This is a genomic window from Streptomyces sp. NPDC001507 (genome assembly GCF_042894765.1).
GTDB lineage: Bacteria > Actinomycetota > Actinomycetes > Streptomycetales > Streptomycetaceae > Streptomyces.
Window position 1 is genome coordinate 421,116 of the sequence record NZ_JBIAVV010000007.1, and the last position, 26,512, is coordinate 447,627.

General features: G+C 73.0%; 29 protein-coding genes, 2 tRNA genes and 1 pseudogene. 21 read left to right on the top strand and 11 right to left on the bottom strand.

The genetic code is table 11. From position 1 onward, the window contains the following. Window positions 1–23 precede the first annotated feature (23 nt). From ACFY0K_RS24510 to ACFY0K_RS24540, 7 genes are all read left to right on the top strand, one after another. Complete coding sequence (locus tag ACFY0K_RS24510; RefSeq protein WP_351955968.1) at window positions 24–926, top strand: LysR family transcriptional regulator; 903 nt, start codon at window positions 24–26, stop codon at window positions 924–926. Between the two features lie 46 nt (window positions 927–972). After that, window positions 973–1,548 (top strand): helix-turn-helix domain-containing protein, encoded by a 576-nt coding sequence (locus tag ACFY0K_RS24515; protein ID WP_390641653.1) that lies wholly within the window; start codon window positions 973–975, stop codon window positions 1,546–1,548. After that, window positions 1,545–2,081: a GNAT family N-acetyltransferase gene (locus tag ACFY0K_RS24520; RefSeq protein WP_390641654.1), complete on the top strand. Its 537-nt coding sequence runs from the start codon at window positions 1,545–1,547 to the stop codon at window positions 2,079–2,081. Before ACFY0K_RS24515 ends, ACFY0K_RS24520 begins: the two co-directional genes overlap by 4 nt. Window positions 2,082–2,111: 30 nt before the next feature. Beyond that, window positions 2,112–2,474, top strand: a complete 363-nt coding sequence (locus ACFY0K_RS24525; RefSeq protein ID WP_390641655.1) for an MmcQ/YjbR family DNA-binding protein — start codon at window positions 2,112–2,114, stop codon at window positions 2,472–2,474. A 154-nt stretch (window positions 2,475–2,628) separates the two neighbouring features. After that, a tRNA-Pro gene (locus tag ACFY0K_RS24530) sits at window positions 2,629–2,702 on the top strand. A gap of 149 nt (window positions 2,703–2,851) precedes the next feature. Next, entirely contained in the window at window positions 2,852–3,760 is a 909-nt protein-coding gene (locus ACFY0K_RS24535; protein ID WP_390641656.1) for a TIGR01777 family oxidoreductase, read from the top strand. Between the two features lie 106 nt (window positions 3,761–3,866). After that, window positions 3,867–4,379 (top strand): PadR family transcriptional regulator, encoded by a 513-nt coding sequence (locus ACFY0K_RS24540; protein WP_390641657.1) that lies wholly within the window; start codon window positions 3,867–3,869, stop codon window positions 4,377–4,379. A 38-nt stretch (window positions 4,380–4,417) separates the two neighbouring features. On the opposite strand, the gene ACFY0K_RS24545 is transcribed toward ACFY0K_RS24540, so the two are convergent. From ACFY0K_RS24545 to ACFY0K_RS24565, 5 genes are all read right to left on the bottom strand, one after another. Continuing rightward, the gene (locus ACFY0K_RS24545; RefSeq protein WP_181808617.1) at window positions 4,418–4,945 is read right to left on the bottom strand and encodes an NUDIX hydrolase family protein; all 528 of its coding nucleotides are present in this window, start codon (window positions 4,943–4,945) and stop codon (window positions 4,418–4,420) included. 42 nt (window positions 4,946–4,987) lie between these two features. Further along, a complete protein-coding gene (locus tag ACFY0K_RS24550; protein ID WP_388598216.1) occupies window positions 4,988–6,130 on the bottom strand; it encodes an amidohydrolase family protein in 1,143 nt (380 codons plus the stop codon). Continuing rightward, a complete protein-coding gene (locus tag ACFY0K_RS24555) occupies window positions 6,130–7,533 on the bottom strand; it encodes a glutamine synthetase family protein (RefSeq protein WP_388598215.1) in 1,404 nt (467 codons plus the stop codon). The genes ACFY0K_RS24550 and ACFY0K_RS24555 overlap by 1 nt, the downstream gene beginning before the upstream one ends. Window positions 7,534–7,669: 136 nt before the next feature. Further along, entirely contained in the window at window positions 7,670–8,593 is a 924-nt protein-coding gene (locus ACFY0K_RS24560) for an SDR family NAD(P)-dependent oxidoreductase (RefSeq protein WP_390641658.1), read from the bottom strand. Window positions 8,594–8,716: 123 nt separating this feature from the next. Beyond that, complete coding sequence (locus ACFY0K_RS24565; protein WP_390641659.1) at window positions 8,717–9,604, bottom strand: SDR family NAD(P)-dependent oxidoreductase; 888 nt, start codon at window positions 9,602–9,604, stop codon at window positions 8,717–8,719. A 71-nt stretch (window positions 9,605–9,675) separates the two neighbouring features. Between ACFY0K_RS24565 and ACFY0K_RS24570 the strand changes: the two genes are divergently transcribed. Beyond that, entirely contained in the window at window positions 9,676–10,641 is a 966-nt protein-coding gene (locus ACFY0K_RS24570; RefSeq protein WP_390641660.1) for a LysR family transcriptional regulator, read from the top strand. A 43-nt stretch (window positions 10,642–10,684) separates the two neighbouring features. On the opposite strand, the gene ACFY0K_RS24575 is transcribed toward ACFY0K_RS24570, so the two are convergent. Beyond that, a complete protein-coding gene (locus ACFY0K_RS24575; RefSeq protein WP_093497751.1) occupies window positions 10,685–11,155 on the bottom strand; it encodes a Dps family protein in 471 nt (156 codons plus the stop codon). 131 nt (window positions 11,156–11,286) lie between these two features. Here ACFY0K_RS24575 and ACFY0K_RS24580 point away from each other — a divergent pair, with 131 nt between their 5' ends. The 5 genes from ACFY0K_RS24580 to ACFY0K_RS24600 all read left to right on the top strand — a co-directional run bounded on the left by ACFY0K_RS24580 (window position 11,287) and on the right by ACFY0K_RS24600 (window position 13,681). Next, the gene (locus ACFY0K_RS24580; RefSeq protein WP_390641661.1) at window positions 11,287–12,060 is read left to right on the top strand and encodes a sulfite exporter TauE/SafE family protein; all 774 of its coding nucleotides are present in this window, start codon (window positions 11,287–11,289) and stop codon (window positions 12,058–12,060) included. 127 nt (window positions 12,061–12,187) lie between these two features. Continuing rightward, window positions 12,188–12,352 carry a 50S ribosomal protein L33 gene (gene rpmG, locus ACFY0K_RS24585; RefSeq protein ID WP_093497749.1) on the top strand — a complete coding sequence of 55 codons (165 nt, stop codon included), beginning with the start codon at window positions 12,188–12,190 and terminating at the stop codon, window positions 12,350–12,352. A 41-nt stretch (window positions 12,353–12,393) separates the two neighbouring features. Continuing rightward, on the top strand, window positions 12,394–12,654 hold the full coding sequence (locus ACFY0K_RS24590; RefSeq protein ID WP_390641662.1) for a type B 50S ribosomal protein L31: 261 nt from the start codon (window positions 12,394–12,396) through the stop codon (window positions 12,652–12,654). A gap of 34 nt (window positions 12,655–12,688) precedes the next feature. After that, window positions 12,689–12,811, top strand: a complete 123-nt coding sequence (gene ykgO / locus ACFY0K_RS24595) for a type B 50S ribosomal protein L36 (protein ID WP_046728129.1) — start codon at window positions 12,689–12,691, stop codon at window positions 12,809–12,811. Between the two features lie 123 nt (window positions 12,812–12,934). Beyond that, window positions 12,935–13,681 carry a cobalt-precorrin-6A reductase gene (locus tag ACFY0K_RS24600; RefSeq protein WP_390641663.1) on the top strand — a complete coding sequence of 249 codons (747 nt, stop codon included), beginning with the start codon at window positions 12,935–12,937 and terminating at the stop codon, window positions 13,679–13,681. Window positions 13,682–13,761: 80 nt separating this feature from the next. Here ACFY0K_RS24600 and ACFY0K_RS24605 read toward each other — a convergent pair. The 3 genes and pseudogenes from ACFY0K_RS24605 to ACFY0K_RS24615 all read right to left on the bottom strand — a co-directional run. After that, window positions 13,762–14,120: pseudogene (locus tag ACFY0K_RS24605) on the bottom strand (MFS transporter); the annotation flags it as partial. A 55-nt stretch (window positions 14,121–14,175) separates the two neighbouring features. Continuing rightward, window positions 14,176–14,958, bottom strand: coding sequence for a precorrin-6A synthase (deacetylating) (gene cobF, locus ACFY0K_RS24610; protein ID WP_390641664.1), 783 nt, complete (start codon window positions 14,956–14,958; stop codon window positions 14,176–14,178). Window positions 14,959–15,003: 45 nt separating this feature from the next. Next, window positions 15,004–15,513, bottom strand: coding sequence for a DUF309 domain-containing protein (locus tag ACFY0K_RS24615; RefSeq protein ID WP_351955984.1), 510 nt, complete (start codon window positions 15,511–15,513; stop codon window positions 15,004–15,006). Between the two features lie 106 nt (window positions 15,514–15,619). Here ACFY0K_RS24615 and ACFY0K_RS24620 point away from each other — a divergent pair. Continuing rightward, window positions 15,620–15,693, top strand: a tRNA-Pro gene (locus tag ACFY0K_RS24620). Between the two features lie 69 nt (window positions 15,694–15,762). Here the strand turns inward: ACFY0K_RS24620 and ACFY0K_RS24625 are convergent. Together ACFY0K_RS24625 and ACFY0K_RS24630 are read right to left on the bottom strand one after the other, a co-directional pair. Beyond that, on the bottom strand, window positions 15,763–16,617 hold the full coding sequence (locus tag ACFY0K_RS24625; protein WP_390641665.1) for a GNAT family N-acetyltransferase: 855 nt from the start codon (window positions 16,615–16,617) through the stop codon (window positions 15,763–15,765). 198 nt (window positions 16,618–16,815) lie between these two features. After that, complete coding sequence (locus tag ACFY0K_RS24630; protein WP_390641666.1) at window positions 16,816–17,496, bottom strand: hypothetical protein; 681 nt, start codon at window positions 17,494–17,496, stop codon at window positions 16,816–16,818. A gap of 64 nt (window positions 17,497–17,560) precedes the next feature. Here ACFY0K_RS24630 and ACFY0K_RS24635 point away from each other — a divergent pair, with 64 nt between their 5' ends. The 7 genes from ACFY0K_RS24635 (at window position 17,561) to ACFY0K_RS24665 (ending at window position 26,480) form a co-directional block, all read left to right on the top strand. Beyond that, window positions 17,561–18,052 carry a CGNR zinc finger domain-containing protein gene (locus tag ACFY0K_RS24635; RefSeq protein ID WP_390641667.1) on the top strand — a complete coding sequence of 164 codons (492 nt, stop codon included), beginning with the start codon at window positions 17,561–17,563 and terminating at the stop codon, window positions 18,050–18,052. 232 nt (window positions 18,053–18,284) lie between these two features. Continuing rightward, a complete protein-coding gene (locus ACFY0K_RS24640) occupies window positions 18,285–19,022 on the top strand; it encodes a DUF1275 family protein (RefSeq protein WP_390641668.1) in 738 nt (245 codons plus the stop codon). 188 nt (window positions 19,023–19,210) lie between these two features. Continuing rightward, the gene (locus ACFY0K_RS24645; RefSeq protein WP_390641669.1) at window positions 19,211–21,331 is read left to right on the top strand and encodes a glycoside hydrolase family 27 protein; all 2,121 of its coding nucleotides are present in this window, start codon (window positions 19,211–19,213) and stop codon (window positions 21,329–21,331) included. 14 nt (window positions 21,332–21,345) lie between these two features. Next, window positions 21,346–22,635, top strand: a complete 1,290-nt coding sequence (locus ACFY0K_RS24650; RefSeq protein ID WP_390641670.1) for an ABC transporter substrate-binding protein — start codon at window positions 21,346–21,348, stop codon at window positions 22,633–22,635. Window position 22,636: 1 nt separating this feature from the next. Further along, on the top strand, window positions 22,637–23,572 hold the full coding sequence (locus ACFY0K_RS24655; protein WP_382732909.1) for a carbohydrate ABC transporter permease: 936 nt from the start codon (window positions 22,637–22,639) through the stop codon (window positions 23,570–23,572). Further along, window positions 23,572–24,420 (top strand): carbohydrate ABC transporter permease, encoded by an 849-nt coding sequence (locus ACFY0K_RS24660; RefSeq protein ID WP_390641671.1) that lies wholly within the window; start codon window positions 23,572–23,574, stop codon window positions 24,418–24,420. Before ACFY0K_RS24655 ends, ACFY0K_RS24660 begins: the two co-directional genes overlap by 1 nt. Then, a complete protein-coding gene (locus ACFY0K_RS24665) occupies window positions 24,417–26,480 on the top strand; it encodes an alpha-galactosidase (RefSeq protein WP_390641672.1) in 2,064 nt (687 codons plus the stop codon). Before ACFY0K_RS24660 ends, ACFY0K_RS24665 begins: the two co-directional genes overlap by 4 nt. Window positions 26,481–26,512: the final 32 nt, after the last annotated feature.

Below are 26,512 nucleotides of genomic sequence, written 5' to 3' on the forward strand. Positions count from 1 at the left end.
GACATATTGCGATAATCAATCTCATGATCGAGGCGCGGCGGCTCCACATCCTTCGTGCGGTGGCCGACCACCGCACGGTGACGGCGGCTGCCGCCGCGCTCTATCTGACCCCCTCGGCCGTTTCCCAACAGCTGACGGCCCTCGAACAGGAGACCGGCCACCGCCTGGTCGAACGCAGCGCCAAGGGCGTACGGCTGACCGCGGCCGGCGAGATCCTGCTCGCCCACACCAACGCGGTCCTCGCCCAGCTGGAGCGGGCCGAGGCCGAGCTGGCCGCGTACGGCTCCGGCGAGGCCGGCACGGTCACCGTCGCCGCCTTCGCCACCGGCATCGCCCAGGTGGTCGCCCCGGCCGTGGCCCGCCTCGCCGGCACCGCCCCCGGCATCCGCATCCGCGTCCAGGACGCCGAGGGCGACGCCAGCCTCCCGATGGTCCTGGACCGGCAGGTCGACGTCGCGGTGGCCGTCGAGTACCGCGGGGCCCCGCCCGCCGACGACCCCCGGCTCACCCACGTGCCGTTGTACGCCGAGCCGTTCGACGCCGTCGTCCCGCTCCACCACCGGCTGGCCGGTACCTCCGAGATCCTCCTCGCCGAACTCGCCAAGGACACCTGGATCGGGCCGTACCCCGGCAACCCCTGCCACGACGTCGCCGTCCTGGCCTGCGAGAGCGCCGGCTTCCAGCCCCGCTTCGAGCACTCCTCCGACGACTTCCGGGCCGTGGTGGCCCTGGCCGCGGCCGACGCGGGAGTGGCCCTCGTCCCGCGTTCCGCGCTGCGCGGCATGGACCTGACCGGCGTGGTCGTACGCCCTGTCGACGGCGTCGCACCGACCCGCCGTGTCTTCGCGGCCGTGCGGCGCGGAGCCGAGGCCCATCCGCTGATCCGCCCGGTGCTCGACGCCCTGGACGAGGCGGCACGGCTGTGAGCTTTCCTTAACACCGGCGTTTCACATCGGGGATATCGTCCCGGATGTGAAACAGACTGAGACGGTCGACCCCGTCGACGCCCGCCTCGGCGGCCGCCTCGCCCAACTGCGGGCCGAACACGGCTGGTCCCTGGGTGAGTTGGCGGAACTCAGCGGAATCAGCAAGTCCACCCTGTCGCGGGCCGAACGGGCCGAGACCAGCCCCACGGCAGCCCTCCTCAACCGCCTCTGCAACGTCTACGGCCGGACCATGTCCCAGCTGCTCAGCGAGGTCGAGGCGGCACCCGCGCCCGTGCTGCGCGCCGCCGAGCAGCAGGTGTGGGAGGACCGCGCCTCCGGCTTCGTACGCCGGTCGGTGTCGCCGCCGCACGGCGGGCTGCGCGGCGAACTCGTCGAGGGCCGGCTCGCGCCGGGCGCGGACATCGCCTACGACCGCCCGCCGGTGCCCGGCCTGGAGCAGCACATCTGGGTGCTCGACGGGAACCTGGCCGTGACGGCCGAGGGAACCGAGCACCTCCTGGACGCCGGGGACTGCCTGCGGCTGCGGGTGTGGGGACCGACCCGGTTCCGGTGCGCGGGACCGGCGCGGACGCGGTACGTGCTGGCGGTGGTGCGGCCGTGAGGACACTGCGCCTGGACGCGGATCAACTGCCGCAGCGGGTGGGGGAGCTGGCCGAGCTGCTGGCCGACACCGTGAACGGCGGGGCGTCCGTCGGCTTCCTCGCCCCCCTCGGACCGGAGCGGGCCGTCGCCTGGTGGCGGGAGCGGGCGGCCGCCGTGGCCGCCGGGCAACTCGCCGTCTGGGCCGCGCTGGACGACACCGGCCGGACCGTGGGCACGGTCGGCCTCGCCTTCGCCCACCCCGGCAAACCCAACAGCCCGCACCGCGCCGAGCTGGTGAAGCTGATGGTCCACCGGGACGCCCGGGGCCAGGGCATCGGACGCGGCCTGCTGGCCGTCGCCGAAGAGGCCGCGGCCGCCGCCGGGATCACCCTGCTCCATCTGGACACCGAGACGGACAGCCCCGCGGAGCACCTCTACCGCACGGCCGGCTGGACCCGCGCGGGCGTCATCCCCGACTACGCCCTCGACCCAGCCGGCGTACTGCGCCCGACCACCCTCTACTACAAGCGCGTGGGCACTCCGGGCGGGTGACTGTCAGTGGCAGCGGCTACGGTTCGGGGCATGCCGGACGCCGAAGACGTACGCCGAGTCGCCCTGTCCCTGCCGGACACCGGCGAGAAGATCGCCTGGAGCATGCCCACGTTCCGGGTCGCAGGGAAGATGTTCGCCACGCTCCCCGAGGACGAGACCTCCATAGCCGTGCGCTGCCCCAAGGATGAGCGCGACGAACTGGTGCTCGCCGAGCCCGGCAAGTTCTGGATCGCCGATCACGAGGCGCAGTTCGCCTGGGTCCGGGTGCGGCTCGCCGCCCTGGAGGACGAGGGCGAGCTGCGCGACATCCTCGCCGACTCCTGGCGGCAGGCGGCCCCGCCCCGGCTCCTTGACTCCTACCCGGAGTTGGGGCTGCCCGGAGCGGACGGCTGATCCCCGCGGACCGGTGCCACGGGCGCAGGCGGCGGTGCCGGACTCGGGACCGAGCGGATCCGGCCCCGGAGAAACGCGTGCGCGACCACCGACCCGAGTGCGGTATTGTTTCCCTGCACGTTTCGACCAGGGAAACCCCAGGTCAGGCGGGCACCGGGACGTGGCGCAGCTTGGTAGCGCACTTGACTGGGGGTCAAGGGGTCGCAGGTTCAAATCCTGTCGTCCCGACGGTGCGAAGGGTCTTCGCAGGCGAGAGCCTGTGAGGGCCCTTTTTCGCGCGTCCGCGCGGTACTCGCTTACGCCGTACGGACATCCGGCCGGAGTACTCTGACGGGAACTGGTTTGAACTCTCAAACAGTCGCTCATCGGAGAACGTCATGCGCGTCGCCATCACCGGCTCCACCGGACTCATCGGCTCCGCCCTCACTCGCTCCCTCCTCGCCGACGGCCACCGCGTGCTGCGTCTGACCCGTGGCCGGACCGCGGCCCGGGCGGCGGACGGGAGTGAATCCGCGTCGTGGGAGCCCGGCGCCCGGCTGGACCCGGCCGTCCTGGCCGGAGTCGACGCCGTGGTCCACCTCGCCGGAGCCGGGGTCGGCGACCGGCGCTGGAGCGCGGCCTACAAGCAGGAGATCAGGCTCAGCCGCCTCCAGGGGACGCGGACCATCGCCGAGGCGTGTGCCGAGGCCGCCGTGCGGCCCCGGGTGCTGATCTCGGCCTCGGCCACCGGCTACTACGGCGACACCGGCGACCGTGTCGTCACGGAGTCCGCCCCGGCCGGCAGCGACTTCCTGGCCTCCGTCTGCGTCGGCTGGGAGGCCGCCGCCGCGCCGGCCGAGCGGGCCGGAGTCCGGGTCGTGCACCCGCGTACCGGCCTCGTGGTCTCCGCCGACGGCGGCGCCTGGGGCAGGCTCTTCCCGCTCTTCCGGTACGGCCTCGGCGGCCGGCTCGGCTCCGGCGACCAGTACTGGCCGTTCATCTCGCTGCCCGACCACATCGCCGCCCTGCGCCACGCGATCGGCCACGACGACCTCGTCGGCCCCCTCAACTTCACGGCCCCCGAGCCGCTCACGAACCGCGCGATCACCCGTGCGACGGGCCGGATCCTGCACCGTCCCACCCTCGCCGCCGTCCCCGCCTCCGCGCTGCGGATCGTCCTCGGTGAGTTCGCGGGGAGCATCACGGGCAGCTGCCGGGCTGTCCCGGACGGTCTGCTGAAGGCGGGGTTCATCTTCCGGCAGCCCGGCATCGACAAGGCGCTGCGCGCCGCGCTGGACCAGGGCTAGCGGGCGGCCGAACGGCTCCCGGCCCGTCCCGTCGATACTCCAGCAATGACAGGTCGAATCCATGATGTCCTGCTGAATCTGTCAATGTTGGAACTACGATGGAATCATGAGCCTTCGCCACGCACTCATCGGACTCCTCGTCGACCGGCCCGCCAGCGGCTACGACCTGCTGAAGCTTTTCGACACCTCGCTGGCCCACGTCTGGCCGGCCACCCAGAGCCAGGTCTACGGGGAACTGAACCGCCTCGCGGAGGCCGGACTGGTCGACGTGTCCGCCGAGGGGCCGCGCCGGCGCAAGGAGTACCGGGTCACGGAGGAGGGGCTCAAGGAGCTGCGGGAGTGGCTGGCCGCCCCGACCCCGGAGCAGCCGCGCCGCAGCGAACTGCTGCTCAAGGTCTTCTTCTTCGGCCTGGCGTCGGACGCCCAGGCCCGCGCGGTCCTCGCCGAGCGGGAGCAGCTGGCCGGGGCCTACCACGAGCAGCTCGCGGAGCTCAGAGCCGAACTGGAGCAGGACGAGGGGCCGTTGACCACCAACGGCCGCATCGCCCTGGAATACGGTCTGCGCTGGGCCGAGATGGAGCGGGACTGGGCCCGCTGGGCCGCCGAACAGCTCGGCTGAACGCCGTCGGCGGCACCCGGCGGGGCCCGGACGTCTCCCTAGCTCACGAACCCCACATGGGCCAGGGCCTGCTTCAGCAACACCCCGTGACCGCCCGGCATCTCGCTCTGCACGGCCTCCAGCATGGCCTCCTGCGGACTGAACCACACCAGGTCCAGGGCGTCCTGCCGGGGCCGGCAGTCACCGGTGACCGGCACGATGTAGGCCAGCGACACCGCGTGCTGACGCGGGTCGTGGTACGGGGTGACGCCCAGCGTCGGGAAGTACTCGGCCACCGTGAACGGCTGCAGGGAGGCCGGCACCCGCGGGAGCGCCACCGGGCCGAGGTCCTTCTCCAGATGGCGCAGCAGGGCGTCGCGGACCCGCTCGTGGTGCAGGACACGGCCGGAGACGAGGGTCCGGCTGACCGTTCCGTCCGGGCCGATGCGGAGCAGCAGGCCGATGCTGGTGACTTCGCCGCTGTCGTCGACGCGCACGGGCACGGCCTCCACGTACAGGATCGGCATGCGGGCGCGTGCCATCTCCAGCTCGTCGGAGGACAGCCAACCGGGCGTGGTTTCGGTCATGTCAGACATTGCTTGATCATACTTTCCGGACAGGGCGCGCGGTCAGTCGCGGCCGGGGTCGGATGCGGGAAGTCCGTACAGGCGACGGGCGTTGTCGCGTCCCGTCCAGGCGGCGATCCGCACCGCGTCGGTCGGGCTCAGTTCGTCGGCGTCCACCCGGGCCTGCAGCATTCCGGCCAGCCCCTGCCGGAAGGACAGCGCACCGAGGTGGTGGAACTCGGCCACACCATAGGCGTCCGAGCTGTACAGCAGCTTGCGGAACGGGGTGATCTCCATCGCCTCCGCCAGCACCGCCCCGGCCCGTGCCGGACCCACGTGGTGCAGGGCGAGCCCCACGTCGAGGTGCACGTGCTCGAAGACCGCGGCCAGGTAGGCGGCCTGGCGCTGGTAGGGCCAGCAGTGCAGCAGGAGCACCGGGACGGTGCCGGTGGTCAGCCGCAGCCAGTCGGTGAGCAGGGCCGGGTCGGCGTGGTGCAGCCGCAGGTCCGAATCCCCGAAACCGGCGTGGAGCTGGAGCGGCAGCCCGAGCCCGACGGCGGTCCACAGCAGATGACGCATCAGCACCGGGTCCGTCAGCCTGCCGCCCGCGGCGAACCACAGCGCGGCCGCCCGGGTCACCTCCGCGTACGTCGGCCGTGCCGGGTCCAGGCCGAAGCCGGTGCGGTAGGCGGCCACCGACTTGACCGCGACCACACCCGGCCGCCGTACCGCCTCCTCGGCCGCGGCCCGGAAGGCGCCCGCGTATCCGGCAGCGTCGATGCCCTGTGCGGCCACCGCCTCGGCGACGCTCTCCAGACGCACGACCTCGTAGGCGCGCGCGCCGGCCGCCGCCGCGAGTTCGGCGGGGGAGGTGACCGGGTGCGGGGCGTAGCCGGTGTCCACGCAGAACGCCTCCGTGTGCGCGGCCGTCAGGAACCGGCGGTTGACCTCCTGCCAGCCCAGTTCGGCCCGGCGCGCCAGGTAGTCGGCCACGGGCGCGTGCCGGTCCAGGCCGAGCAGGGGCGCGCAGTGCCGTCGTACGGCGAGGCCGGCCGGGGTGTCGAACGGCGAGACGCCCGGCCAGGCCTCGCCCTCGGTCAGCAGCGACTCGAACTCGGGCTCGGTGAGGTCGGCGGTGACCGCGCCGTGGCAGTGGTGGTCGACGAGCGGGAGCGCGTCGAGGGCTTCCCGGACCGGTCCCGGCATCAGTACTTCCAGCGGTAGGCCGCCGCCACCCCGGCCTCGTCGAGCCCGGCGACGGCCGCCGTCTCGCCCTCGCGTACGGCGACCACCGCGTCCGCGAGGACCGGGCCGAGCGCGGTGCGCAGCACCTCGTCCTCGCGGAACTCGTCGACGGCCTGCGCGAGCGAGGTCGGCAGCCGGCGCACGCCCCGCGCCACCGCCTCGTCCGGGACCAGCCGGCCCGGGTCGTCGGTGACCTCCTCGGGCAGCGGCGCGGCCGAGGCGAGCCCGTCCAGTCCGGCGGCGATCACGCAGCCGAGGGCCAGGTACGGGTTGGCGGCCAGGTCGACCGGCTTGACCTCCAGGTTGGCCTCATGGCTCTGGTGGCCCGTCGTACCGGTGACTACCCGGATCCCCGTCTCGCGGGTCTCCCGGCCCCAGGCCGTGTACACGCCCGCCCACTGCGCGGGCCTGAGCCGCAGATAGCTGGCCGGGCTGGGTGCGGTCACCGCCGTCAGCGCGGGCAGGTGGGCCAGCAGCCCGGCGATGAACGACTCCGCCGCGGCCGTCATGCCGTACCGGGCGTCGCCCCCGGCGTGCAGGTTGACGCCGCGGCGCCACAGGGAGAGATGCAGGTGTCCGCCGTTGCCGACGCCCCGCTCGGCGACGGCCGGGGCGAAGGAGGCGCGCAGGCCGTACTTCTGCGACACGGCACGGATGGTCTGCCGGACCAGCACGCTCTGGTCGGCCGCCGCCACCGGGTCCAGGGCGTCGGTGGAGAGCTCGAACTGGCCGGGCGCGTACTCGGGGTGGAGCTGGGCGACCGCCACCTCCTGCTTCTCGAAGGCCGCGAGCAGGTCGGCGGTGTAGTCGCTCAGCTCGGTCTGCCGGGCGGCGCTGTACGCGGGACCCGACGTGGCCGGTGCGAACTCGTCGGCCGGCGCGGCGGCCCGGCCGAGTGTCCACTCGATCTCGACCCCGGCCTTGAAGGTGATGCCGTGCCGGTCCTCGGCGTCGGCGACGACCCGGCGCAGGAAGGTGCGGCTGCACCCCGGATGCCGTTCACCTTCCTGGGTGACCCGGTCGACCGGCGCCCAGGCCCAGCCGGGCTGCCCCGCCAGCACCACAAGCCGGTCCAGGTCCGGAACGAGGCGCAGATCGCCGTCGGGCGAACCGAGCACGTCGGTGCGCACGATCGAGTCGTTCGCCAGGAAGGTGTCGAACACCGGGGACATGCCGACACCCCAGGCCACCGCCGGCTGCAGCCCCTGCCAGGGGACGGTCTTCACCCTGCAGATCCCGGCGGTGTCCACGAAGGCCAGCACGATCCCGCGCACGCCCTGCGCGGACAGCTCGTGGGCGAGGGCATGGGCCCGGGCCAGATCGCCGGGGTTCCCGCCGGGTACGGGGTCGACCAGGGGTGGCATACGACGTCCTCCTCGACGGGCTCGGATGCACGCGTCCCGGCCAGGGTTTCACGCCGACGGCGCCGAACTGCGCCACCGCCGCCGGGGAGTCGGCCCCGGCGGCGCGTCCGGCTCCCGGCGGCCCGGGGCTCAGGGCTCAGCCGGCGAGGAGTTCCTCCGACAGGTCCCAGAGCCGGCGCGCGTTGTCCGGGTCGACGGCGTAGCGCGCCACCCCGTAGAGCCTGCCGGTGCGGCGGCCGACGACCTCGCTCTCGTTGCAGTCGTCGAAGTACCGGGCGCCGATCCCTTCGAGCAGGGGCGAGGTGGCGAGCAGGACGGACGTGGCCGCGCCCTGTTCCGTGGTCTTGATCAGGTCCGCCGCGACCCGCCCGCTGCCGCGGCCGCCGGTGTGGCGCTGAAGGTTGGTGTAGATGGCGCCGGGCATCAGGGCGTTGGCGGTGATGCCGTCCGCGGCCCAGCGCCGCGTGGCCTCCACCGCGAACAGGACGTTGGCGGTCTTGGACTGGCCGTAGGCCAGCCACGGGTCGTACGGCCGGAAGGCGAAGTCGATGTCGTCCCAGACCACGGGGGAACGCTGGTGGCCGGTTGAGCTGACCACGACGATCCGGGCGGCGCCGTCCGCGGCCAGCGCCCCGTGCAGGGCGTTCGCCAGGGCGAAGTGGCCCAGGTGGTTGGTGGCGAACTGCCACTCCCGGCCCTGCTCCGTGTACTGCTCGGGGCAGGCCATGACGCCCGCGTTGTTCACCAGCACGTGCAGCGGGCCCTGCCAGGAGGCGGCGAAGGCCGCGACCGACGCCGGGTCGGTCAGCTCCAGCGGGGCCACCCGCACCTGCCGGTTTCCGGTCGTCTCGGCGATGTCCTTGGCGACCCGCTCGCCCGCGGCCAGGTCCCGTACCGCGAGGGTGACCTCCGCACCGGTCGAGGCCAGCGCCCGGGCCGTCTCCGCCCCGAGGCCCGAGGAGGCGCCGGTGACCACGGCCCGGCGGCCCGTCAGGTCGATGCCCGCGGCGACCTCGGCGGCCGTGCTGGAGAAGCCGAAGGGGGTGCTGATGGTGGTCATGAACGAACTCCTTGCGGTGCGGCGGGGCTGTGCGGTGCGGGGCACTGCGGGACTGTGCGGGTGCGGGGCTGTGCGGGTGCGTCACCCGCCCGGTGTGCTGCCGGACGGCGTCGGGTCCGGCGCTCAGGGCCTGACGAGCCTGTCCTGCTCCACCGGAGGGGTGCCGTCATGCCAGGGGAGCGGCTTGCCGAAGCGGATCAGTTCGCCGTAGAGGCCGGGGTCGACGTCCTCGGCGAAGACCAGGTCGAGCACCGCACGGGCGGCCTCGGCGGGGGACTGGGCCCCGCTGTAGTCGCTGAACCAGGGGCGGGACGTGGCGGTGTCGACCATGCCGGGGCAGACCGAGGCGACCAGCGTGCCGGTCGCCAGGTCCTGCTCGCGGCGCTCCTCGGCGACCGCGCGGACGGCGGCGACCTGGGCCACCTTCGAGGGCACGTTCAGCCAGACCGGCCAGCCCGCCTCCGCCGCGGTGCGATTGTGGATGGCGCTGCGCCAGGACTCGACGGCGTACTCGACCTGGTCGAGGCTCGCCCCGTCGAACAGGTGGTGCAGCCGCGGGTCGAGGTGGCCGAGGGTGCCGAGCGAACTGGCCACCACGAGCAGCCGGCCGCGCGGGCGCAGGACGGCGCCGAAGGAGCGCAGGATCGCGTGGGTGGCGGTGTTCGAGACGTCGATGAACTCGTCGGCCCGCTCGGCCTGCGAGTCCTCGGGCAGCACCCGGGCGACCGCGTTGGAGAGGACGATGTCCACCCCGCCGTACCGGGCCCTGAGGTCGTCGGCGAGCCGGGCGATCGCGTCGGTGTCGGTGACGTCCAGGACGCGGCCCTCGACGCCGGCGCGTGTGCTGGGCAGCCGGGCGACCTCGACGGCGGCGTCCGTCACCCGTTCCGGGTCGCGTCCGGTGAGCAGGACCAGGTCGTCCGGGCCCAGCCGCGCGGCGAGGCCTTCGGCGAGGGCGCGGCCGAGTCCCTGGTTGGCGCCGGTGACGAGAGCGATGCGGGAAGCGTTCATGCGTCCCACGCTAGAAACCGCGCGTCCATGAGTCCAACGAGAGTTACGCACGGCTAGTATGCGTGAACGTCATGGACTTCAACGATGTGTCACTGACCGCGCTGCGGGTCTTCCGCGCGGTCGCCGAACAGGGCACCTTCACCGCCGCCGCGGCCTCGCTGGGCTACACCCAGTCCGCGGTGTCCCGGCAGATCGCCGCGATCGAGCGCGCGGCGGGCGCGGAACTCCTCGAGCGGCGCCGCGACGGGGTACGGCTCACCGTGGCCGGCCGGGTCGTCATGCGGCGCGCGACGACCGTGCTCGACGAGATCGAGGCGACGGCGAGGGAACTGTCCGGGCTGCCCGGCGAGGGCGGGACGGTCCGCCTCGGCTGGTTCCCGACCGCGGGTGCCGTGCTGGTCCCGCTCGCTCTGACCGCGCTCCGCCGGACGGACCCCGGCCTCCAGGTCATCGGCCGCGAGGGCACCACCCCCGCGCTGGTGCGAGCCTTGCGCGCCGGCAGCATCGACCTGGCCCTGCTCGCGTCGGCGCCGCCGTTCCGGGCGCCGGACGCCGAATCGCCCCCGCTGGTGCTGCAGACCCTGACCGAGCGCGCCCTGTGCCTCGCGCTGCCGGCCGGCCATCCGCTGGCCCGTGGCGACTTCGTCGATGTGGCCGACCTGCGCGGGCAGCGCTGGATCGCCGGTTCCGCCTCGGGCGAGGACCGGTTGATGGGGGTGTGGCCCGGCCTTGACGAGCGGCCGGAGATCGCTCACGTCGCCCGGGACTGGCTGGCCAAGCTCCATCTCGTCGCCGCCGGTTGCGGGCTGACGACCGTACCGGCCGCCCTGGCCCCCGCGGCGCCGGCCGGTGTCCGGATCCTGCCGGTCCGCGGCGGGCCGCAGGAGCAGCGCCGTCAGCTGCTGGCCCGGCTGCCGCATCCGCCGGCCGAGGCGGTCACCCGGGTGGCGGCCGCCCTGCGGGCTGCGGCGCTCGACGCGGACGTACCTGATCGAGCGGGCCGACCCGAGCGAGTCGCTCGTCCGGAGCGGCCCTAGCGGCCCTAGCGGCCCGAGCGGCCCGAGTGAGTCCTCGGCGCGCTCAGTTGTTCTCGGCGGCGAACATCCAGCGCTGCTTCTCCAGGTCGGCGGTGATCGAGATCAGCAGGTCCTGGGTGACCGGGTCGGGCTCGTCGGTCGCGGCGATCCGCTCGCGCAGCCGCCCGATGGCCGCCTCCAGGGTCCGCACCATCAGGTCGACGACCTCGTCGTCGCGCAGCCAGCCGTCCTTGGGACCGGGCAGCGAGAAGGCCGCGGCGACGGTCTCCGGGCGGCCGTCCGGCGGCACGCCGAGGGCGGCGGCACGCTCCGCGACGGTGTCCGAGTAGGCGCGCGCGGTGGCGACCACCTCGTCGAGCTGGAGATGGATCGAGCGGAACCGCGGCCCCACGATGTTCCAGTGGGCCTGCTTCCCCATCAGCGACAGTCCGAGCAGATCCACCAGGGTCTCCTGGAGGGCACCCCCGGTGACCCGGAGCGCCTGGTCGGGCAGCGTGCTCTTCACCACGGACATGGTGCGCGTCTCCCTTCTGAGCTGTGCCGTCGTCGCAGCGCGGGTGCCCTGGCGCAACGGCCGCAAACGCAACCGACCAGCGAGACGGTACTTACACCATCGGGTTGTCCGGACATAACATCGGTCCCCGCATGAACACGATGACGCTCTGGCACATATCCGGCTGGGAGTTCGCCGCCCTGGCATTCGCCGCCCTGCTCGTCGGCTTCTCCAAGACAGCCGTCAGCGGGGCCAACACCGTCAGCCTCGCCGTCTTCGCCGCCGTCCTCCCGGCCCGCGCCTCCACCGGCGTCCTGCTCCCGCTGCTCATCGCGGGGGACGTGCTGGCCGTGGCGACCTACCGGAGGCACGCCCACTGGCCCACGCTGTGGCGGCTGTTCCCGGCGGTCGCGGCCGGCGTGGTGATCGGCACGCTGTTCCTGGTCCGGGCCGACGACGGCGTCGTACGCATCTCGATCGGCGCGATCCTGCTGCTGATGGCCGGGGTCACGCTGTGGCGGCGCCGCACCGCCGACCGTCCCGACGACCCGGACAAGGTCACCACCCGCGCGGGCCGGGCGAAGGCCGGTTCCTACGGCGTGCTCGGCGGTTTCACCACGATGGTCGCCAACGCGGGCGGCCCGGTGATGTCGATGTACCTGCTGTCGGCCGGCTTCCGCAAACTCGGCTTCCTCGGTACCTCGGCGTTCTTCTTCCTGATCGTGAACCTCTCCAAGGTGCCCTTCAGTGCCGGCCTCGGCCTGATCGACGGCAACTCGCTGCTCCTGGACGCCGCGCTCGTGGTGTTCGTCGTGCCGGGCGCGCTCATCGGCAGGTGGGCGGTGCACCGGATCAACCAGCGGCTGTTCGAGCAGCTGGTCATCGCGGCGACGATCCTGGGCGGCCTGCAGCTCCTGCTGCGCTGAGCGGTCCGCCGGCCCGTCCTCGGCCGGTCCGGCGACCCGGGAATGCGACGGGGGGAGGTGTTGTTGCAGAGGTCGTGAATGACATGCCCGGATCAAGAACCTCGGGTGTGGGCGAAGGGAGAACCTCATGGCACGCAGCACCGCGCGTCCCGTCGTCAGGCTGAAGTCGACGGCCGGGACCGGAGTCACCTACGTGACCCGCAAGAACCGCCGGAACAACCCCGACCGGCTGGTCCTGCGCAAGTACGACCCGGTGGCCGGCGCCCACGTCGACTTCCGCGAAGAACGCTGAAGCAGACCGCAAGCACACCGGCAGCCTAGAGAGGAAACCCCATGAAGGCCCGCATTCATCCCGCGTCCCGACTCGTGGTCTTCCGGGACCGCGCCGCGGACACCGCGTTCCTGACCCGCTCCACCGCCGACTCGTCCCGGACGATCGGGTGGGAGGACGGCAACACCTACCCGCTGATCGACGTGGAGATCTCGTCCGCGTCGCACCCCTTCTACACCGGCAGGGCGCGAGTCCTGGACAGCGCCGGCCGAGTGGAGCGCTTCGAGCGCCGTTACGGCCGCACCGCCGCCGCCCGCGGCTGACCGGCCCGGCGGCCGACCCGAGGAGAACAGAACCATGAAGGTACGCAAGTCCCTGCGCTCACTGAAGGCCAAGCCCGGCGCCCAGGTGGTCCGCCGACGCGGCGTGGTCTACGTGATCAACAAGAAGGACCCCCGGTTCAAGGCCCGTCAGGGCTGACGGGGTGCGGTTCCACGACGGCCGCCCGGCGCATCCCGCCGGGCGGCCGTCGTACGTCACGGCGTCGGCCGGCCGTCCGGCCCCCCGGCGTCGCCCCCTGCGCAGGCCCCGTACGCTCGCCCCATGCCCCCGCACGTCCTGATCCTCGGCGGCACCGCCGAGGCCCGCCGTCTCGCCACCGAGTTGTCGGGGCGCCCCGGAGTCCGTGTCACCACGTCGCTCGCGGGCCGGGTCACGCGGCCGGGCACGCTCGCCGGCGAGGTGCGGATCGGCGGGTTCGGCGGCGCGGCCGGCCTCGGCGACTGGCTGCGCGAACACCACGTGGACGCGCTGGTGGACGCCACCCACCCGTTCGCCGGGACTATCACCGCGAACGCGGCCCGCGCCGCCCGGGCCACCGGGATCCCCTCCGTCGTCCTGCGCCGCCCCGGCTGGCAGCCGCGCCCCGGCGACGACTGGCACCCGGTACCGTCCCTGCCCGCGGCGGCGGCCGCCCTGCCCCGCTTCGGCCCCCGCGTCCTGCTCACCACCGGCCGGCTCGGGCTGTCCGCCTTCGCCCACCTGACGGACCGGCACTTCGTCGTACGGTCCGTGGAACCCCCCGAGCCGCCCCTGCCCCGGCACACCGAAGTGCTGCTGGCGCGCGGACCGTTCACCGTCGCCGACGAGACCGCGCTGCTCACCGGGAACCTGATCGACGTCCTGGTCACGAAGGACAGCGGGGGAGCGGCCACGGCCGCCAAGCTCACGGCCGCACGGGAACTCGGGCTGCCCGTGGTCGTCGTACGGCGGCCCCCGCTGCCGGACGGCGTGACGGCGGTGCCGGACGTCGCCGGCGTACTGGAACGGCTCGGGCTCGCCCCGGCGTGACCACCCCGGACGTCAGGCCGTCCTGGCGGCGGACGCCGGCTCGGCCGGCTGTTCGGACAGGCCGTCGGTCAGGTCCTGAAGATCGACGCGATGAGCAGGCCGGTCACGACGAAGCTGAGTACGGAGCAGACCGTGAAGACCGGGTTGCCGAACAGCCGCATGGGGAGCATCGGTTCCCGCGCCCGGGTCTCCACCCGGCAGAACAGCGCGAGCGCCACCGTGCCCCCGCACGAACAGGCCGATGACAGTGCCCGAGCCCACGGCTACTCGTTGCCGCCCCAGCTCGTCGCCAGGATCAGCGAGCTCGCGCCGACCGCGACCAGCGCGAGCCAAGGTAGTCGATGACCGGCTTCGCCGCCGACCTCACCACCTGGATGGTGCGGGCGGCGGCCACCACCACGATCGCGACGGGCACGTTGACGTAGAACGCCCAGGGCCATCGCCCTCACAGGTGGGCTACCGCCGCATACCGGCAGGGGCGACCCGGGTACCGCTCAGCCCTCCTTCGGAACCTCCGGGTGGCGGCGCAGCAGATACGTGTCCATGATCCAGCCCTTGCGCTCGCGTGCCTCGGCCCGCAGCCGCTCGATGCGCGGACCGGCCTCGGCGATCGGACCGGAGACCAGGATCTCGTCCGGGGTGCCGAGGTACGCGCCCCAGTAGATGTCGATGTCCTCGTCCGCGTACCGGAGGAAGGCCTGGTGCGCGTCGAGCATCACCACCACGTCGTCCACCCCGTCCGGCAGCCCCTCGGCGAGCCGCCGCCCGGTGGTGATCTGCACCGGCCGGGCCACCCGGTTCAGCCCCGTGCGGTGCCGGGCCGCCAGCGCCGAGACACTGCTGATCCCGGGCACCACGTCGTACCCGAACCGCACCGTGCCCCGGGCCAGCACCTCCTCCAGGATCGCCAACGTGCTGTCGTACAACGACGGATCGCCCCACACCAGGAACGCGCCCGTCTGCTCCTCGCCCAGCTCGTCGCGGATCAGCCGCTCGTAGATGTCCGCGCGGGCAGTGCGCCAGTCGCCGACGGCCGGCGAGTACGCCCCGCCGCCCGCGGCCCGGTCCCGCTCCGGGTCCCGCGCCTCGACCACCCGGTAGCCGCCGTCCGGTATGTGCGTGCCGAGCATGTCCAGGCGCAGCTGTGTCAGGTCGCTCTTGACCTCCCCCTTGTCGAGGAGGAAGAACACGTCCGTGCTCTTCAGCGCCCGGACCGCCTGGAGGGTGAGCTGGTCGGGGTCGCCCGCACCGATACCGATGACATGAATCTCTCGCACGTCCCCGAGTCTGCCGCATGCCACTGACAGCGGGTCACCCCGGTGCTACCCGGGGCCGCACAGCCGGGGCGCCTCGCCCTTCGCGTCGACGCTCCCGGCGCCGCCCTCCACCCGCCCGGCCAGCTCCCGCGCCCACCGCGCGAGCCCGTCGACATCGATCCCGTACGGCCGCGCCCCGCCGCCCCCGCCCGCCCACTCCTCCACCGCACCCGCACCGCGCCGCAGCAGCCGCGCCCCGCCGGTCACGTTCCCGCGGGCCGCGTGCGTGAGCCCCACGGCCAGCTGGGCGAGCCCCCGCCACAGCGTCCGCTCCGCCTCGGGCCCCGACTTCCAGGCGTCCTCGAACACCTCGTGCGCGTGGAACGGCTTCCCGGCGTCGAGCAGCGACTGCGCCTCGGCGACCGTCGCCCGCGGAGTCCGTACGACCCCCTCGGGCTGCCGCTCGACGCCCGGCGCGCCGTACGGCAGCGGCCGCCCCAGCCCGTCCCGCGGGCGGGCACTGCGCGCCCGCCCCTCGGTGTCCCGGTCCCGTCCGCCACTTCCCACGTCTCCCATACGACCGATTGTCTCCCCACGGTCCCCCGCCCTCTTTCTGCCCGGCCGGGTACGTGGGGTAAGGTGCTGTCCACGCGATCACGCGGGTCACCGCGAGTGAACGCATCGGGACGTGGCGCAGCTTGGTAGCGCACTTGACTGGGGGTCAAGGGGTCGCAGGTTCAAATCCTGTCGTCCCGACGGTGCGAAGGGTCTTCGCGGGCGAGAGCCTGCGAGGGCCCTTTTCCGTGGATCGGCCTGCGCGTACACCTATGATCGCGCGGGCTGGTCGGCGATCAGCAGGGTGGTGCCGGCCGGGCGGAAGCCGAGGCGCGCATAGATCCGGGCTACGGCTTCCTCTGCGTACGCGAGGAAGACGGTGCTCACCCCGTGGCTGCGAGCGTGGTCGGCGAGCGCCGCCGTGACCGCGGCGGCCAGCCCCTGGCGGCGGGCGGCGGGCAGGGTGCCGATGCCGCCGATCTCGGTGGTGCCGTTCGCCGGGTGGTAATGGCCGACGGCCAGGGGGGTGCCGTCCGGGGCGAGGGCGGCGATGAGCGTCTTGTGCCCGGCGCGGACCGTGGGGCGAGTCGTGGCCACCGTCCCGTCCTCGGTCAGTTCCCCGGCCACCGCCGTCAGCTCCTCGCGACCCGCCGAGCCCGACGCGGTGCCCTTCTGGCCGAAGGCCAGGCGAGGCAGAGCGAGTGCCGCCGGCAAAGCCGGGTCGTCCGCCGTCAGCACGCGCAGCGTCACGCCCTCCGGCAACGGCTGCGGGCCGACCGGGTGGTGCGGATGCAGGGCCATCAGCGGGCGTTCCGCCACAGTAAGACCGGCCGCCTCGACGCTGGCGCGCAGTGCCGGTGCCGCCTCGGCCAGCCACTCGAAGGCCTCTGGCACGCCGAGTTCGCGCTGCCGGGCCCGCACTCGCGCGATGTCGGCGGCGGTGTCGGCCGGGGCACCGCCCGTGACGGGCTGGGCGTGACCGGGGCCGCCGTAGTACGGGGCACCTGGTTCACGTCGCACGAACAGCCGTAACGAGCCGAACTCCTCGGCGTCGGAGAACAGCAACGGCACAGTGGCGTAGTACTGCTCGATACGGTCACGCAGCGCGTCGCTCACGCGGGGCATCCCACCACGGACCGCGCCGCACCGCATCCGGGATTCCCGCCCGGCAACGGTTCGCCGGGCAGGATCCGCGACCGCCGGTGGTTCGTCCGACGGCGCTGGCGCAGTCCTCTGGTGTACGTCGCGGGGCCGGTCCCGGCCGGGCACGCCGGTGACTCGGTCGTTCCGGGCGTACCGGGTGAACTGTTTTTTGCTGTCGAGTCAGTTGCCGGACACGAGCCATCCGATGCCCAGTTCCTCCGCGCCCGGGCGGAACGTCCTTATGAGTTCGGCACGTTCGGGGTCGTCTTCGGGGAGGTTGTCGGCGAGGAGGGCCTGCGCGGCGACGGTCTGCGGCCGGGCGCCGAGCGCGGCGCGCAGGTGGAGTGAGCGGCGCAGCATCGCGATCCGCTCGGCGGGCTCCTTGTGCGGTGCCAGGTGCCGGATGATGTAGGACTCGAAGTAGCCGTCGCCGGTCCTCGTGGCGATGTCGAGAGCGGTCTCGTAACGCGGGAGGGCACCGGCCGGGTCCTCGTCGATGTTGTCCAGCAGGACGGCCCAGTGGTACTCGGCCCAGCCGCGCAGTTTCTCGTCGTCACTCGCGGCCGCCGCGCGGTAGCCGGCCTCGGCCACGGCGCGGTCGTCGGGGCGGGGGGCGTGCCGGAACAGCAGGCGGCTGTAGGCCAGTCGCGCTGTGAGCAGGTGAGCGGTCGGTGAGGCGGGGTCGAGCGCCGCGACCGCCTTCTCGGCCTCCTCGTGACCGTCGGTCCGGAAGAACCAGCGGTCGACGGCGATCTCCGCGCGCAACTCGGGCTCGGTGTCCGGGCCCAGGGTGGCGAGCGCCGCGTCCCACTCGCCGAGCAGCAGCAGGCGACGGGCTATGTAGGTGTCATGAGCTAACATGACGCCTACATTAGGAAGCGGCGATGTAGGTGGTCAAGTGCATTACGGTGACTACATTGGGAATGTGGCGCGGCTGGCCGTCGAGCTCGCCAACACGGGGACCCTCGACCGGCACGGCGAACTCGTCGCCGCGTTCTTCGCCGAGCACGAGGTCGCTCCGCCCCCCGACGGCGACTACGGCGAACTGCCGGACCTCGTGCGGGCGGCCCTGGCGCAGGCGGTCGACGGCGCCGCCCCTGACGCGGTGCACCGGTTGCTGCGCGACTATCCGCCGGAGATGCACCTCTCCGACCACGACGGTCCCGGCCGCTGGCACATCCACTTCAGCCGCAACGGCACCCCGGCCCGGCGCTGGGTCGGCCAGTTGGTCGCCGCCAAGCTCGCCCTGGTCGTGGCCGGGGATCCGGCGGTGACGCTCGGGCGGTGCGCCGCGGCGGGGTGCGGGAACTACTTCGTGGACCAGTCGCGGAACCGGACGCGCCGGTTCTGCTCCAACGCGTGCGCGAGCCGGACGACGGTCGCGGCGCATCGGGCCCGGGCGGCGAAGAACGGCTGAGCGCTTCGCGGCAATCGCCGCCGTGTGTCGGTGTCGGCTGTCGTCTGCGGCGCCGTCGTGGCTGGTCGCGCAGTTCCCCGCGTCCCTGACGGGGTGCTGTGGCGAGCGTCCGCGACGGGGTGCTGTCGGACCGTGAGGGGCGGCCTGGTCCGCGCCGCCTGCGCGTAGTCGATCCACCCGGCGTCGCACGGCAACCGGGAGCGGCGCTCACCTCACGTTACGCTCGGACACCGTGAGTGACGCACCGCGTGAGCAGGCGACAGAGGTCTCCGGGGAACCGCCGGCGGAACCGGGCACCCACCTGCGCGTCGCCGTCGTGCTCCTGGTCGCGGCCTCCGGGGCGGTGGAGACCATCTCCTTCACCGCGCTGGACCATGTCTTCGCCGGGGTCATGACCAGCAACCTTGCCCTGCTCGGAATGGCGGCCGGCCGCGGCCAGGCCACGGGTGTGACCGCGGCGGTGCTGGCGCTGGCCGGATTCGGGCTGGGCGCGGCCGGTACCGCCCGGTGCACCCGCCGGGAGGAGGGCACTGCCACTCACTGGTCGCGGCCGGTGCTGCTCTGTCTCGCCGGCGAGGCGCTCCTGCTGGCCGCGGGCGCGGTGGTCTGGGCCGTCCTCGGCGGGACGCCGGGGCGGGCGGCCCGGGACGTCCTGCAGTTCGGTGCCGCGCTCACGATGGGCATCCAGTCGGGAGCCATGGTGGCGGCCGGCCGGGCCGCGGCGCCGACCACGTATCTGACCGGCACCCTGGCCACCTACATCGTCAAGGGCGTGGGAGCGGGCCGCCCGAACCGCTGGGTGCCGGTCCGGCTGGCGGCCCTCATCGCGGGCGCGGCGGCCTGCATGGCGGTCCTGCGGACGGCGCCGGACTGGGCCGGTCTGCTCCCGCCGGTGCTCGTCATGTCGGCCCTCCTCAGTGCGGGCGCGCCCGCGAACCGTTCCCGCCGCGCCGCTCCCGGCGGGGAGTGAGACGCGAGCGTCGTTCGCCGGGCCAGGTGGCGCTGCTCGGCCCACCTTCCCTTGCTTCTACTAAATTAGTAATTAATCTTGACACGGTTTCGGCCACAGGCCACAGTCGTCGCCGTGACCTCGCGGGCCCGCTCCGGAAGGGCGGCCCGCGTCTCGTTCTCCTGCTTCCCAACCTTCGGGAGAGGCACGTGACTTCGCACCCGCCCGCAGCCGGAACCCGGCACCACCGGATCACCAGGCCCGCCCTGGTGGCCGCCGTCGCGGTGGTCCTGGCCGCCACCGTGACCCCCGACGCCGTCGCGCGGACGACCGTCGACCAAGGCGCACCCGCCGGCTACGACAGCGGCCTCGCGCCGACGCCCTACATGGGCTGGAACACCTACTACGGGCTCGGCGCACCCACCGAGAAGGAGGTGCGCGCCGTCGCCGACAAGCTGGTCAGCAGTGGTCTGCGGGACGCCGGCTACGACATCGTCTGGCTGGACGGCGGCTGGCAGGCCGACAACCCGCGGGACGCCCAGGGCCGGTTGACGGCGAACCCGGACCGCTTCCCGTCCGGTATCCCCGCTCTCGTCTCCTACCTGCACAAGCGCGGCCTGCGGGCCGGCATCTACACCGACGCCGGCACCTACGACGGCGGCAAGAGCTGCGGTCTCGGCAGCCGTGGGTACTACGACCAGGACGCGCGGCAGTTCGCGAGCTGGAAGATCGACGCGATCAAGGTCGACTTCCTCTGCGGGATCGGCGCGAAACTCGACCCGGGCCCCGCTTACAAGGAGTTCAGCGACGCCGTCGCCAAGTCCGGCCGCAAGATGCTGCTGAACCTCTGCAACCCGCTCACCGACGACTGGGGCCTGCCGCACACCCCCGAGCAGGACGCCCACAACACCTACGTCTACGCCCCCGCGATCGCCGACTCCTGGCGCACCGGCACCGACATCGCCTGGGGCACCCCGAGCCCGGGCGAGTGGCCCAACATCCTGCGCAACATGGACGCCAACGCCTGGCACCCCGAGGCGCAGGGCCCCGGCCACTACAACGACCCCGACTACCTCATCCCCATGCGGAAGACGACCGACGGGACGTACGAGCTCACCCAGGAGGAGTCCACCACCCAGTTCGTGATGTGGGCCGAGATGGGCTCGCCGCTGATGCTCGGGTCCGACCCGCGCACCCTGCCCGACTCGATGCTCGCGACCCTCCGCAACCCGGAGATCATCGCCGTCGACCAGGACCCCCTCGCCGTCCAGGGCGTACGCGTGGCGACCGACTCGGTCGGCGACGTGTACAGCAAGGTCCTGCAAGGACACGGGCAGCGCGCGGTCGTCCTGCTCAACCGCTCGGACCAACCGGCCGAGCGCACCGTGCAGTTCGCCGACACCGGCCTCGGCGGCCCGGTGCGCGTCCGTGACCTGCGGGCACGCGCCGACCGGGGCACGCACACCGGGTCGTACACCGTCGAGGTCCCGGCGCACGGCACCGCGTTCCTGAAACTGACCGGCGCCGACGCGCTGCCGGGGACGGACCTGGGCGTGACGGCCACGGCCAGTCCGGCCGTGACGAGCGACGGCTCCACCTTCTTCCGGGGCCCGCACGGCTCGCTTGTCGAGAAGACCGGCGGAAGCACCAAGGACCTCGGCGGTCCCGCGCAGGGCGGGATCCTCGGCCAGCCCGCCGTGTACGCCTCCGCCGGCGGCCGTATCGACGTCTTCGTACGCGGCGCCGATTCCCGGGCCTACCGCCGGGTCCACGCCGACGGCCGCTGGGGACGTTGGCAGTCCCTGGGCGGGGAGCTCACCGACGCGCCGTCCGTCGCCTTCACCGATCCCGCCCACTGGACGCTGTTCGCGCGCGGCGCCGACGGCACGGTGGTGCAGCGCGGACCGGCGTCCGGCTGGTCCTCGCTCGGCGCGCCCGCGGGCCTGCAGGTCTCCGGCCGGCCGTCGGCCGCCGTCGACGCGCAGGGACGCGTCCACGTCGCCGTCCGCAGCACCGCCGACGACGTGTGGACGCGGACGCGGGACACCTCGGGGGAGTGGTCCGACTGGACCTCGCTCGGCGGCACCGTCAGCGGCAGCCCGACGCTGGTCGCCGCCGGGGACGCGGTGCTGCTGTACGCGCGGGCCGCCGACTACACGCTCTGGCAGCAGCGGTACGCCGACGGCGCCTGGCAGGGCTGGAGCAAACGACAGGAGTTCCCGAGCGCCGCGTTCGACGGCGCGCTCGGCGCGGTCGCAGCCCCGGACGGAGCCGTGGACGCGGTCTTCCGCGGAGTCGACGGCCACGTGTACCGGACCCGATTCAACTGAACGAGGACATCACCATGGCCAACCCCCAGACCAGCAGACGGCGTTTCCTCACCGGACTCGGTGCCGCCGGGACCGCGGCACTGCTCAGCGGCTGCGTCACCTCCACCTCCTCCGGGAAGACCTCCTCGAAGGGCCCGGCGACCCTCCAGTCCAACCTCTCCGCCCCGCAGGCCAAGGCCGCGATGGAGGACCTGGTCGCGGCCTACGGGAAGAAGGGGTCCGGCAAGGCCGGCCTGAACACGGTCGCCGCCGAGACCTTCCGCACCCAGCTGCCGACCTACCTCACCTCCGCCAACCCGCCGGACGTGTACACCTGGTACCCCGGCTCGGTCGCGGACGCCTACGCCAAGAAGAACCTGCTGCTCGACCTCGACGAGGTGTGGAGCTCCTCGCCCGACCTCAAGCGGTACACCAAGGCACTGAGCTCGCTGTGCACCGCGAGCTCCGGCAAGAAGGTCTTCGTGCCCAACACCTACTACTGGTGGGGCATGTTCTACCGGAAGTCCAACTTCGCCAAGTGGGGCGTGAGCGAGCCCAGGAGCTGGGACGAGTTCCTTTCCCTGTGCGACAAGCTCAAGTCCAAGGGCGTCGCACCGATCGGGCTCGGAGCGGGCGGCAACACCCCGTGGGTGGCGTCGGCCTGGTTCGACTACCTCGACATCCGGATCAACGGCGCCCAGTACCACCGCGAACTCCTCGCCGGGAAGCACCGGTTCGACGACCCCGAGGTACGCAAGGTCTTCGACCGCTGGCAGGAGGTGCTGCCGTACTTCGACCCGAACGGCACCGCGCTCGCCTTCCAGGACGCGACCACCGCGCTGCTGGGCGGCAAGACCGGCATGATGCTCATCGGCACCTTCTTCGCCGACTCGGCACCCAAGAGCGCCCTGGACGACATCGACTTCTTCCGCTTCCCCGTCATCGACTCCAAGATCCCGCTCGCCGAAGAGGCGCCGGTCGACGGCTACTTCGCCAGCGCCCGCACCGGCCGCCGCGACCAGGTCTTCGACCTGCTGAAGTACCTCGCCACCGCCGAGGCCCAGGAGATATACATCAAGGGCTCCTCCGGGACCGTCCTGCCCTGCAACCCGGACGCCAAGGACGCCGGCACCGCGCTGGTGAAGAAGGGCCGTGCGCACGTCGCGGAGGCCGCCGAGATCACCCAGTTCTTCAACCGGGACTCCAGCGACGCCCTCCAGCCCACCGCGGACACCGCCCTGACCAAGTTCCTGGCCAAGCCGAAGCAGATCGGCGGCATCCTGACCGACTGGCAGCGCGATGCCCAGAAGATCTGGAACGCCTGACGTGGCCGTACTCACCGCCCCCGACCGGAAGACCCCGGTCCGCCTGCCCCTCAGCGGCAGGCGGGCCCGGGGCCCCCGGCGCACCCCGCCGATGGTCCTCGCCTTCGTCCTGGTCCCGCTGCTCGCCGAGGCCGTGTGGGTGTTCTGGCCCGCTCTGCAGGGCTTCTACCTCGCCCTCACCAAGTGGGACGGCGTCTCCCCGCCGCAGTTCGTCGGCCTGGACAACTTCCGGGAGATGGCCCACGACGACGTCTTCCGCAGCGCGCTCGGCCACACCGTGCTGTGGCTGGTCCTCTTCGGCGGCCTGTCCGCCGTCCTGGGCCTGGCCGCCGCGCTGCTGCTCCAGCAGGAGCGGCGCGGCGTCGGCTTCTACCGGGCCGCCCTGTTCCTGCCGGTGGTCTTCTCGCTGGTGGCCACCGCGCTCGTCTGGCAGGCGATCTACCAGCCCGACGGCGTCCTCAACCGGGTACTGGAAGGGGTGGGCCTCGGCAGCCTCCAGCACGCCTGGCTCGCCGACCAGGACACCGCCCTGTACGCGGTGATCGTGCCCGCCCTGTGGCGCCAGATCGGCTACGTCATGGTGCTGTACCTGGCCGGCCTCAAGGGCATCGACCCGGCGCTCTACGAGGCCGCCAAGGTCGACGGCGCGAGCGCCTGGCAGCGGTTCCGGCACGTCACCCTGCCCCAGCTGCGCAGCGTCAACGCCGTCGTGCTGTCGGTCATCGTCATCGACTCACTGCGCTCCTTCGACGTCGTCTGGTCCCTCACCCGCGGCGGCCCCTACCACTCCTCCGAACTGCTCAGCACCTACATGTACTCCACCGCCTTCCAGTCCCTGCGCCTCGGCTACGGCTCCGCCCTCGCCGTCGTGATCTTCGTCCTCGCCTTCGGCGTCATCGCCTCCTACCTCGTCCGCGCCTTCCGGGAGGCCGACTGATGTCCGCCAACTCCACGGCGCTGCGCCGCAGAAGGGCGGCCACCGCCGGATTCCACCTCGGCGCCGGCGCCCTGGCCGTCCTGTGGCTGCTGCCCATCGCCCTGGTCGTCGTGACCAGCCTGCGCTCCTTCGACGACATCGCCGCCCACGGCCTGGGCAGCTGGCCGCACTCCTTCACCCTGGGCAACTTCGGCCGGGCCTGGACCGACGGCGGCCAGCAGCAGGCACTGATCAACAGCCTGCTCGTCACGATCCCCTGCGTCCTGGTGACCCTGGCCCTCGCCGCGATGGCCGCGTTCGCCCTCAGCCGCTACGAACTCCCGTTCCGGCGCGCTCTGCTGCTGCTCATGCTCGGCGGCAACCTGCTGCCCCCGCAGATCCTGCTCATCCCCGTCTCCAAGCTCAGCGAGGTGATGGGCGTCTACGACACCCTGCCCGCGCTGATCGGCGTCCAGATCGGCTTCGGCGTCGGCTTCTACGTCTTCGTCCTGCACGGGTTCATGCGGTCGATCCCGGCGGAGATCCAGCAGGCGGCGGTCGTGGACGGCGCCGGGCCCTGGCAGATCTTCTGGCGGATCATCCTCCCGCTGACCCGCCCCGCCCTGGCGGCCCTCAGCGCGCTGTCCTTCACCTGGATCTTCAACGACCTGCTCTGGGCGATCACCGTCCTGCGCAGCGACACCAAGATGCCGATCACCGCCGCCCTCATCGGACTCCAGGGCCAGTACGTGTCGGAGTGGAACGTGGTCGCGGCCGGGTCGGTCATCGCCGCCGCGCCCACGGTCGCCGTCTTCCTGCGCTTCCAGCGGCACTTCGTCGCCGGCCTCAACCTCGGAGCGGTCAAGTGACCCACCAGCGCTGGACCTTGCGGACGGAGCACACCAGCTACACCGTCCGCCTTTCCCCGGACGGCCCCTGGGCCGAGCTCGACGCCTGGGGCCCGCTCGGCGTCGAGGACGGGCCCTCCGCCCTGGACTGGTCCCACCGCACCCACTTCATCACGCCCGCCGACGCGGCCCCGGCCGAGTATCTGCCGTACGGACTGCGGCCGTTCACCGGGTCCGAGCTGGTGGTGGCAGGTCCGGGCGCGGACCGCGGCGTGTGGTGGGAGTTCGACGGCGCCGAGGAGGCGCCGGGATCCCTTCGGCTCGCCTTCGTGGACGGGCTGACCGGCCTGCGCACGGTCCTCTGCTACGAGACCGTCCCGGGCACCGACGTGATCCTCCGCTGGGCCGAGTTCACCGCCACCACCGAACTCCGCCTGGAACGGCTCGACTCGGCCGCCGTCAACGTCCCCGTCAGGGGCACGGCCCGGCTGACGTATCTCTCCGGTCAGTGGTCGCAGGAGTTCCAGCGCACCCGACTCGACCTCACCAGAGGCACGTTCACCATCGGCAGCACGCAGGGTGCGCCCGGCCACGCGTACGCGCCCTGGCTCGCCGTGCAGGACGAGGAGGCCGCGTACGGCGTCGCCCTCGAATGGCCGGGCAACTGGCACATCACGGCGGAGGCCGAGCCGGGCGGTGCCGTACGGGTGCGCGCGGGGCGGGTCCCGCACGAGGGCGCGGTGCGCCTGGCCCCCGGACAGACCCTCGCGACTCCGCGCCTCGCCTGCGCGTTCAGCCCGGACGGCCTCGACGGACTGTCCCGGGTCTGGCACCGCTACGAACGCCGCCTCTCCGGCGACCGGCTGCACCGCACCCGCAAGGTCCTCTACAACTCGTGGGAGGCCACCGGCTTCGACGTCGACGCGGCCGGGCAGCTGGAGCTGGCGAAGGCCGCCGCCGGCATCGGAGCCGAGCTGTTCGTCGTGGACGACGGCTGGTTCACCGGCCGCGCCGACGACACCGGGGGACTCGGCGACTGGTACCCGGACCCGGACGCGTTCCCGCGCGGCTTCGGCCCGTTCGTCGAGGAGATCCGCGCGCTCGGCATGGACTTCGGCCTGTGGGTGGAGCCGGAGGCGGTCAGCCCCGGCAGCCGGCTGCACGCCGAACACCCCGAGTGGGTCTACCGCGTCGACGGCCGCCCGGCCCGGCTCGTCCGCAACCAGCTGCTCCTCGACCTGGGCCGGACCGACGTCCAGGACTTCGTCATCGGCACCCTCGACCGGCTGCTCGGCACCTACGGCATCGGCTACCTGAAGTGGGACATGAACCGCCCGCCCACCGAACGCGGCCGCCCCGGCGCCGGTCCCGCCGACCTCGTCGACCTGGACGCCGAGCACGTCGCCGGATACCTGCGGGTCCTCGACCACCTGCGCGCCGCCCACCCCGGCGTCACCGTCGAGGGCTGCGCCGGCGGCGGCGGACGGATCGAGCACGCCACCATCGCCCGCACCGACGTCGTCTGGCCCAGCGACAACACCGCGCCGATGGACCGGCTGCGCGTCCAGCACGGCTTCCTGCACGCCCACGCGCCGCACGTCATGAGTTCCTGGGTCACCGACGCGCCCGGCATCTTCGACCCGCGTCCGCGCAGCCTCGCCTTCCGCTTCGTCAACGCCATGTGCGGAGTCCTCGGCATCGGCGCCGACCTGCGCGCCTGGGCCCCGGAGCAGCGCGCCGAGGCCGCCCGGTGGACCGCCCGGTACAAGGAGGTGCGGGACGTCGTCCACCACGGCGAGGCCCGGCTGCTCGGCACGCCGGACGACCCCACCTGCGGCGTGCAGTTCGACGCCGGTGACCGTACCGTCGTCGCCGCGCTCTCCACCGGCCGCCTCGACGGGGCGCCGCTGCTGCCCGGCCGCCCCGACCGGCTCCGGCTGCGCGGCCTGGACCCGGCGGCGCGCTACCGGGACACGGCCACCGGAACGTCGTACGGCGGAGCGCATCTGCTCCACCACGGCCTGCCGTTCGCGTGGAGTGCCGAACACGACGCCGACCTGGTGGTGCTGAGCCGCCTGTAGGCCGCATATGTTTCCAGCAGCTCACCCTCTAA

What these genes read in the sequence shown, in the direction of transcription:
- ACFY0K_RS24510 (WP_351955968.1), top strand. Translation starts at nt 24, where the DNA reads ATGATCGAGGCGCGGCGGCTCCACATCCTTCGTGCGGTGGCCGACCAC.
- ACFY0K_RS24525 (WP_390641655.1), top strand. Translation starts at nt 2,112, where the DNA reads ATGCCGGACGCCGAAGACGTACGCCGAGTCGCCCTGTCCCTGCCGGAC.
- ACFY0K_RS24535 (WP_390641656.1), top strand. Translation starts at nt 2,852, where the DNA reads ATGCGCGTCGCCATCACCGGCTCCACCGGACTCATCGGCTCCGCCCTC.
- ACFY0K_RS24540 (WP_390641657.1), top strand. Translation starts at nt 3,867, where the DNA reads ATGAGCCTTCGCCACGCACTCATCGGACTCCTCGTCGACCGGCCCGCC.
- ACFY0K_RS24545 (WP_181808617.1), bottom strand. Translation starts at nt 4,945, where the DNA reads ATGACCGAAACCACGCCCGGTTGGCTGTCCTCCGACGAGCTGGAGATG.
- ACFY0K_RS24550 (WP_388598216.1), bottom strand. Translation starts at nt 6,130, where the DNA reads ATGCCGGGACCGGTCCGGGAAGCCCTCGACGCGCTCCCGCTCGTCGAC.
- ACFY0K_RS24555 (WP_388598215.1), bottom strand. Translation starts at nt 7,533, where the DNA reads ATGCCACCCCTGGTCGACCCCGTACCCGGCGGGAACCCCGGCGATCTG.
- ACFY0K_RS24560 (WP_390641658.1), bottom strand. Translation starts at nt 8,593, where the DNA reads ATGACCACCATCAGCACCCCCTTCGGCTTCTCCAGCACGGCCGCCGAG.
- ACFY0K_RS24565 (WP_390641659.1), bottom strand. Translation starts at nt 9,604, where the DNA reads ATGAACGCTTCCCGCATCGCTCTCGTCACCGGCGCCAACCAGGGACTC.
- ACFY0K_RS24570 (WP_390641660.1), top strand. Translation starts at nt 9,676, where the DNA reads ATGGACTTCAACGATGTGTCACTGACCGCGCTGCGGGTCTTCCGCGCG.
- ACFY0K_RS24575 (WP_093497751.1), bottom strand. Translation starts at nt 11,155, where the DNA reads ATGTCCGTGGTGAAGAGCACGCTGCCCGACCAGGCGCTCCGGGTCACC.
- ACFY0K_RS24580 (WP_390641661.1), top strand. Translation starts at nt 11,287, where the DNA reads ATGAACACGATGACGCTCTGGCACATATCCGGCTGGGAGTTCGCCGCC.
- rpmG (WP_093497749.1), top strand. Translation starts at nt 12,188, where the DNA reads ATGGCACGCAGCACCGCGCGTCCCGTCGTCAGGCTGAAGTCGACGGCC.
- ACFY0K_RS24590 (WP_390641662.1), top strand. Translation starts at nt 12,394, where the DNA reads ATGAAGGCCCGCATTCATCCCGCGTCCCGACTCGTGGTCTTCCGGGAC.
- ykgO (WP_046728129.1), top strand. Translation starts at nt 12,689, where the DNA reads ATGAAGGTACGCAAGTCCCTGCGCTCACTGAAGGCCAAGCCCGGCGCC.
- ACFY0K_RS24600 (WP_390641663.1), top strand. Translation starts at nt 12,935, where the DNA reads ATGCCCCCGCACGTCCTGATCCTCGGCGGCACCGCCGAGGCCCGCCGT.
- ACFY0K_RS24615 (WP_351955984.1), bottom strand. Translation starts at nt 15,513, where the DNA reads ATGGGAGACGTGGGAAGTGGCGGACGGGACCGGGACACCGAGGGGCGG.
- ACFY0K_RS24625 (WP_390641665.1), bottom strand. Translation starts at nt 16,617, where the DNA reads ATGCCCCGCGTGAGCGACGCGCTGCGTGACCGTATCGAGCAGTACTAC.
- ACFY0K_RS24630 (WP_390641666.1), bottom strand. Translation starts at nt 17,496, where the DNA reads ATGTTAGCTCATGACACCTACATAGCCCGTCGCCTGCTGCTGCTCGGC.
- ACFY0K_RS24650 (WP_390641670.1), top strand. Translation starts at nt 21,346, where the DNA reads ATGGCCAACCCCCAGACCAGCAGACGGCGTTTCCTCACCGGACTCGGT.
- ACFY0K_RS24660 (WP_390641671.1), top strand. Translation starts at nt 23,572, where the DNA reads ATGTCCGCCAACTCCACGGCGCTGCGCCGCAGAAGGGCGGCCACCGCC.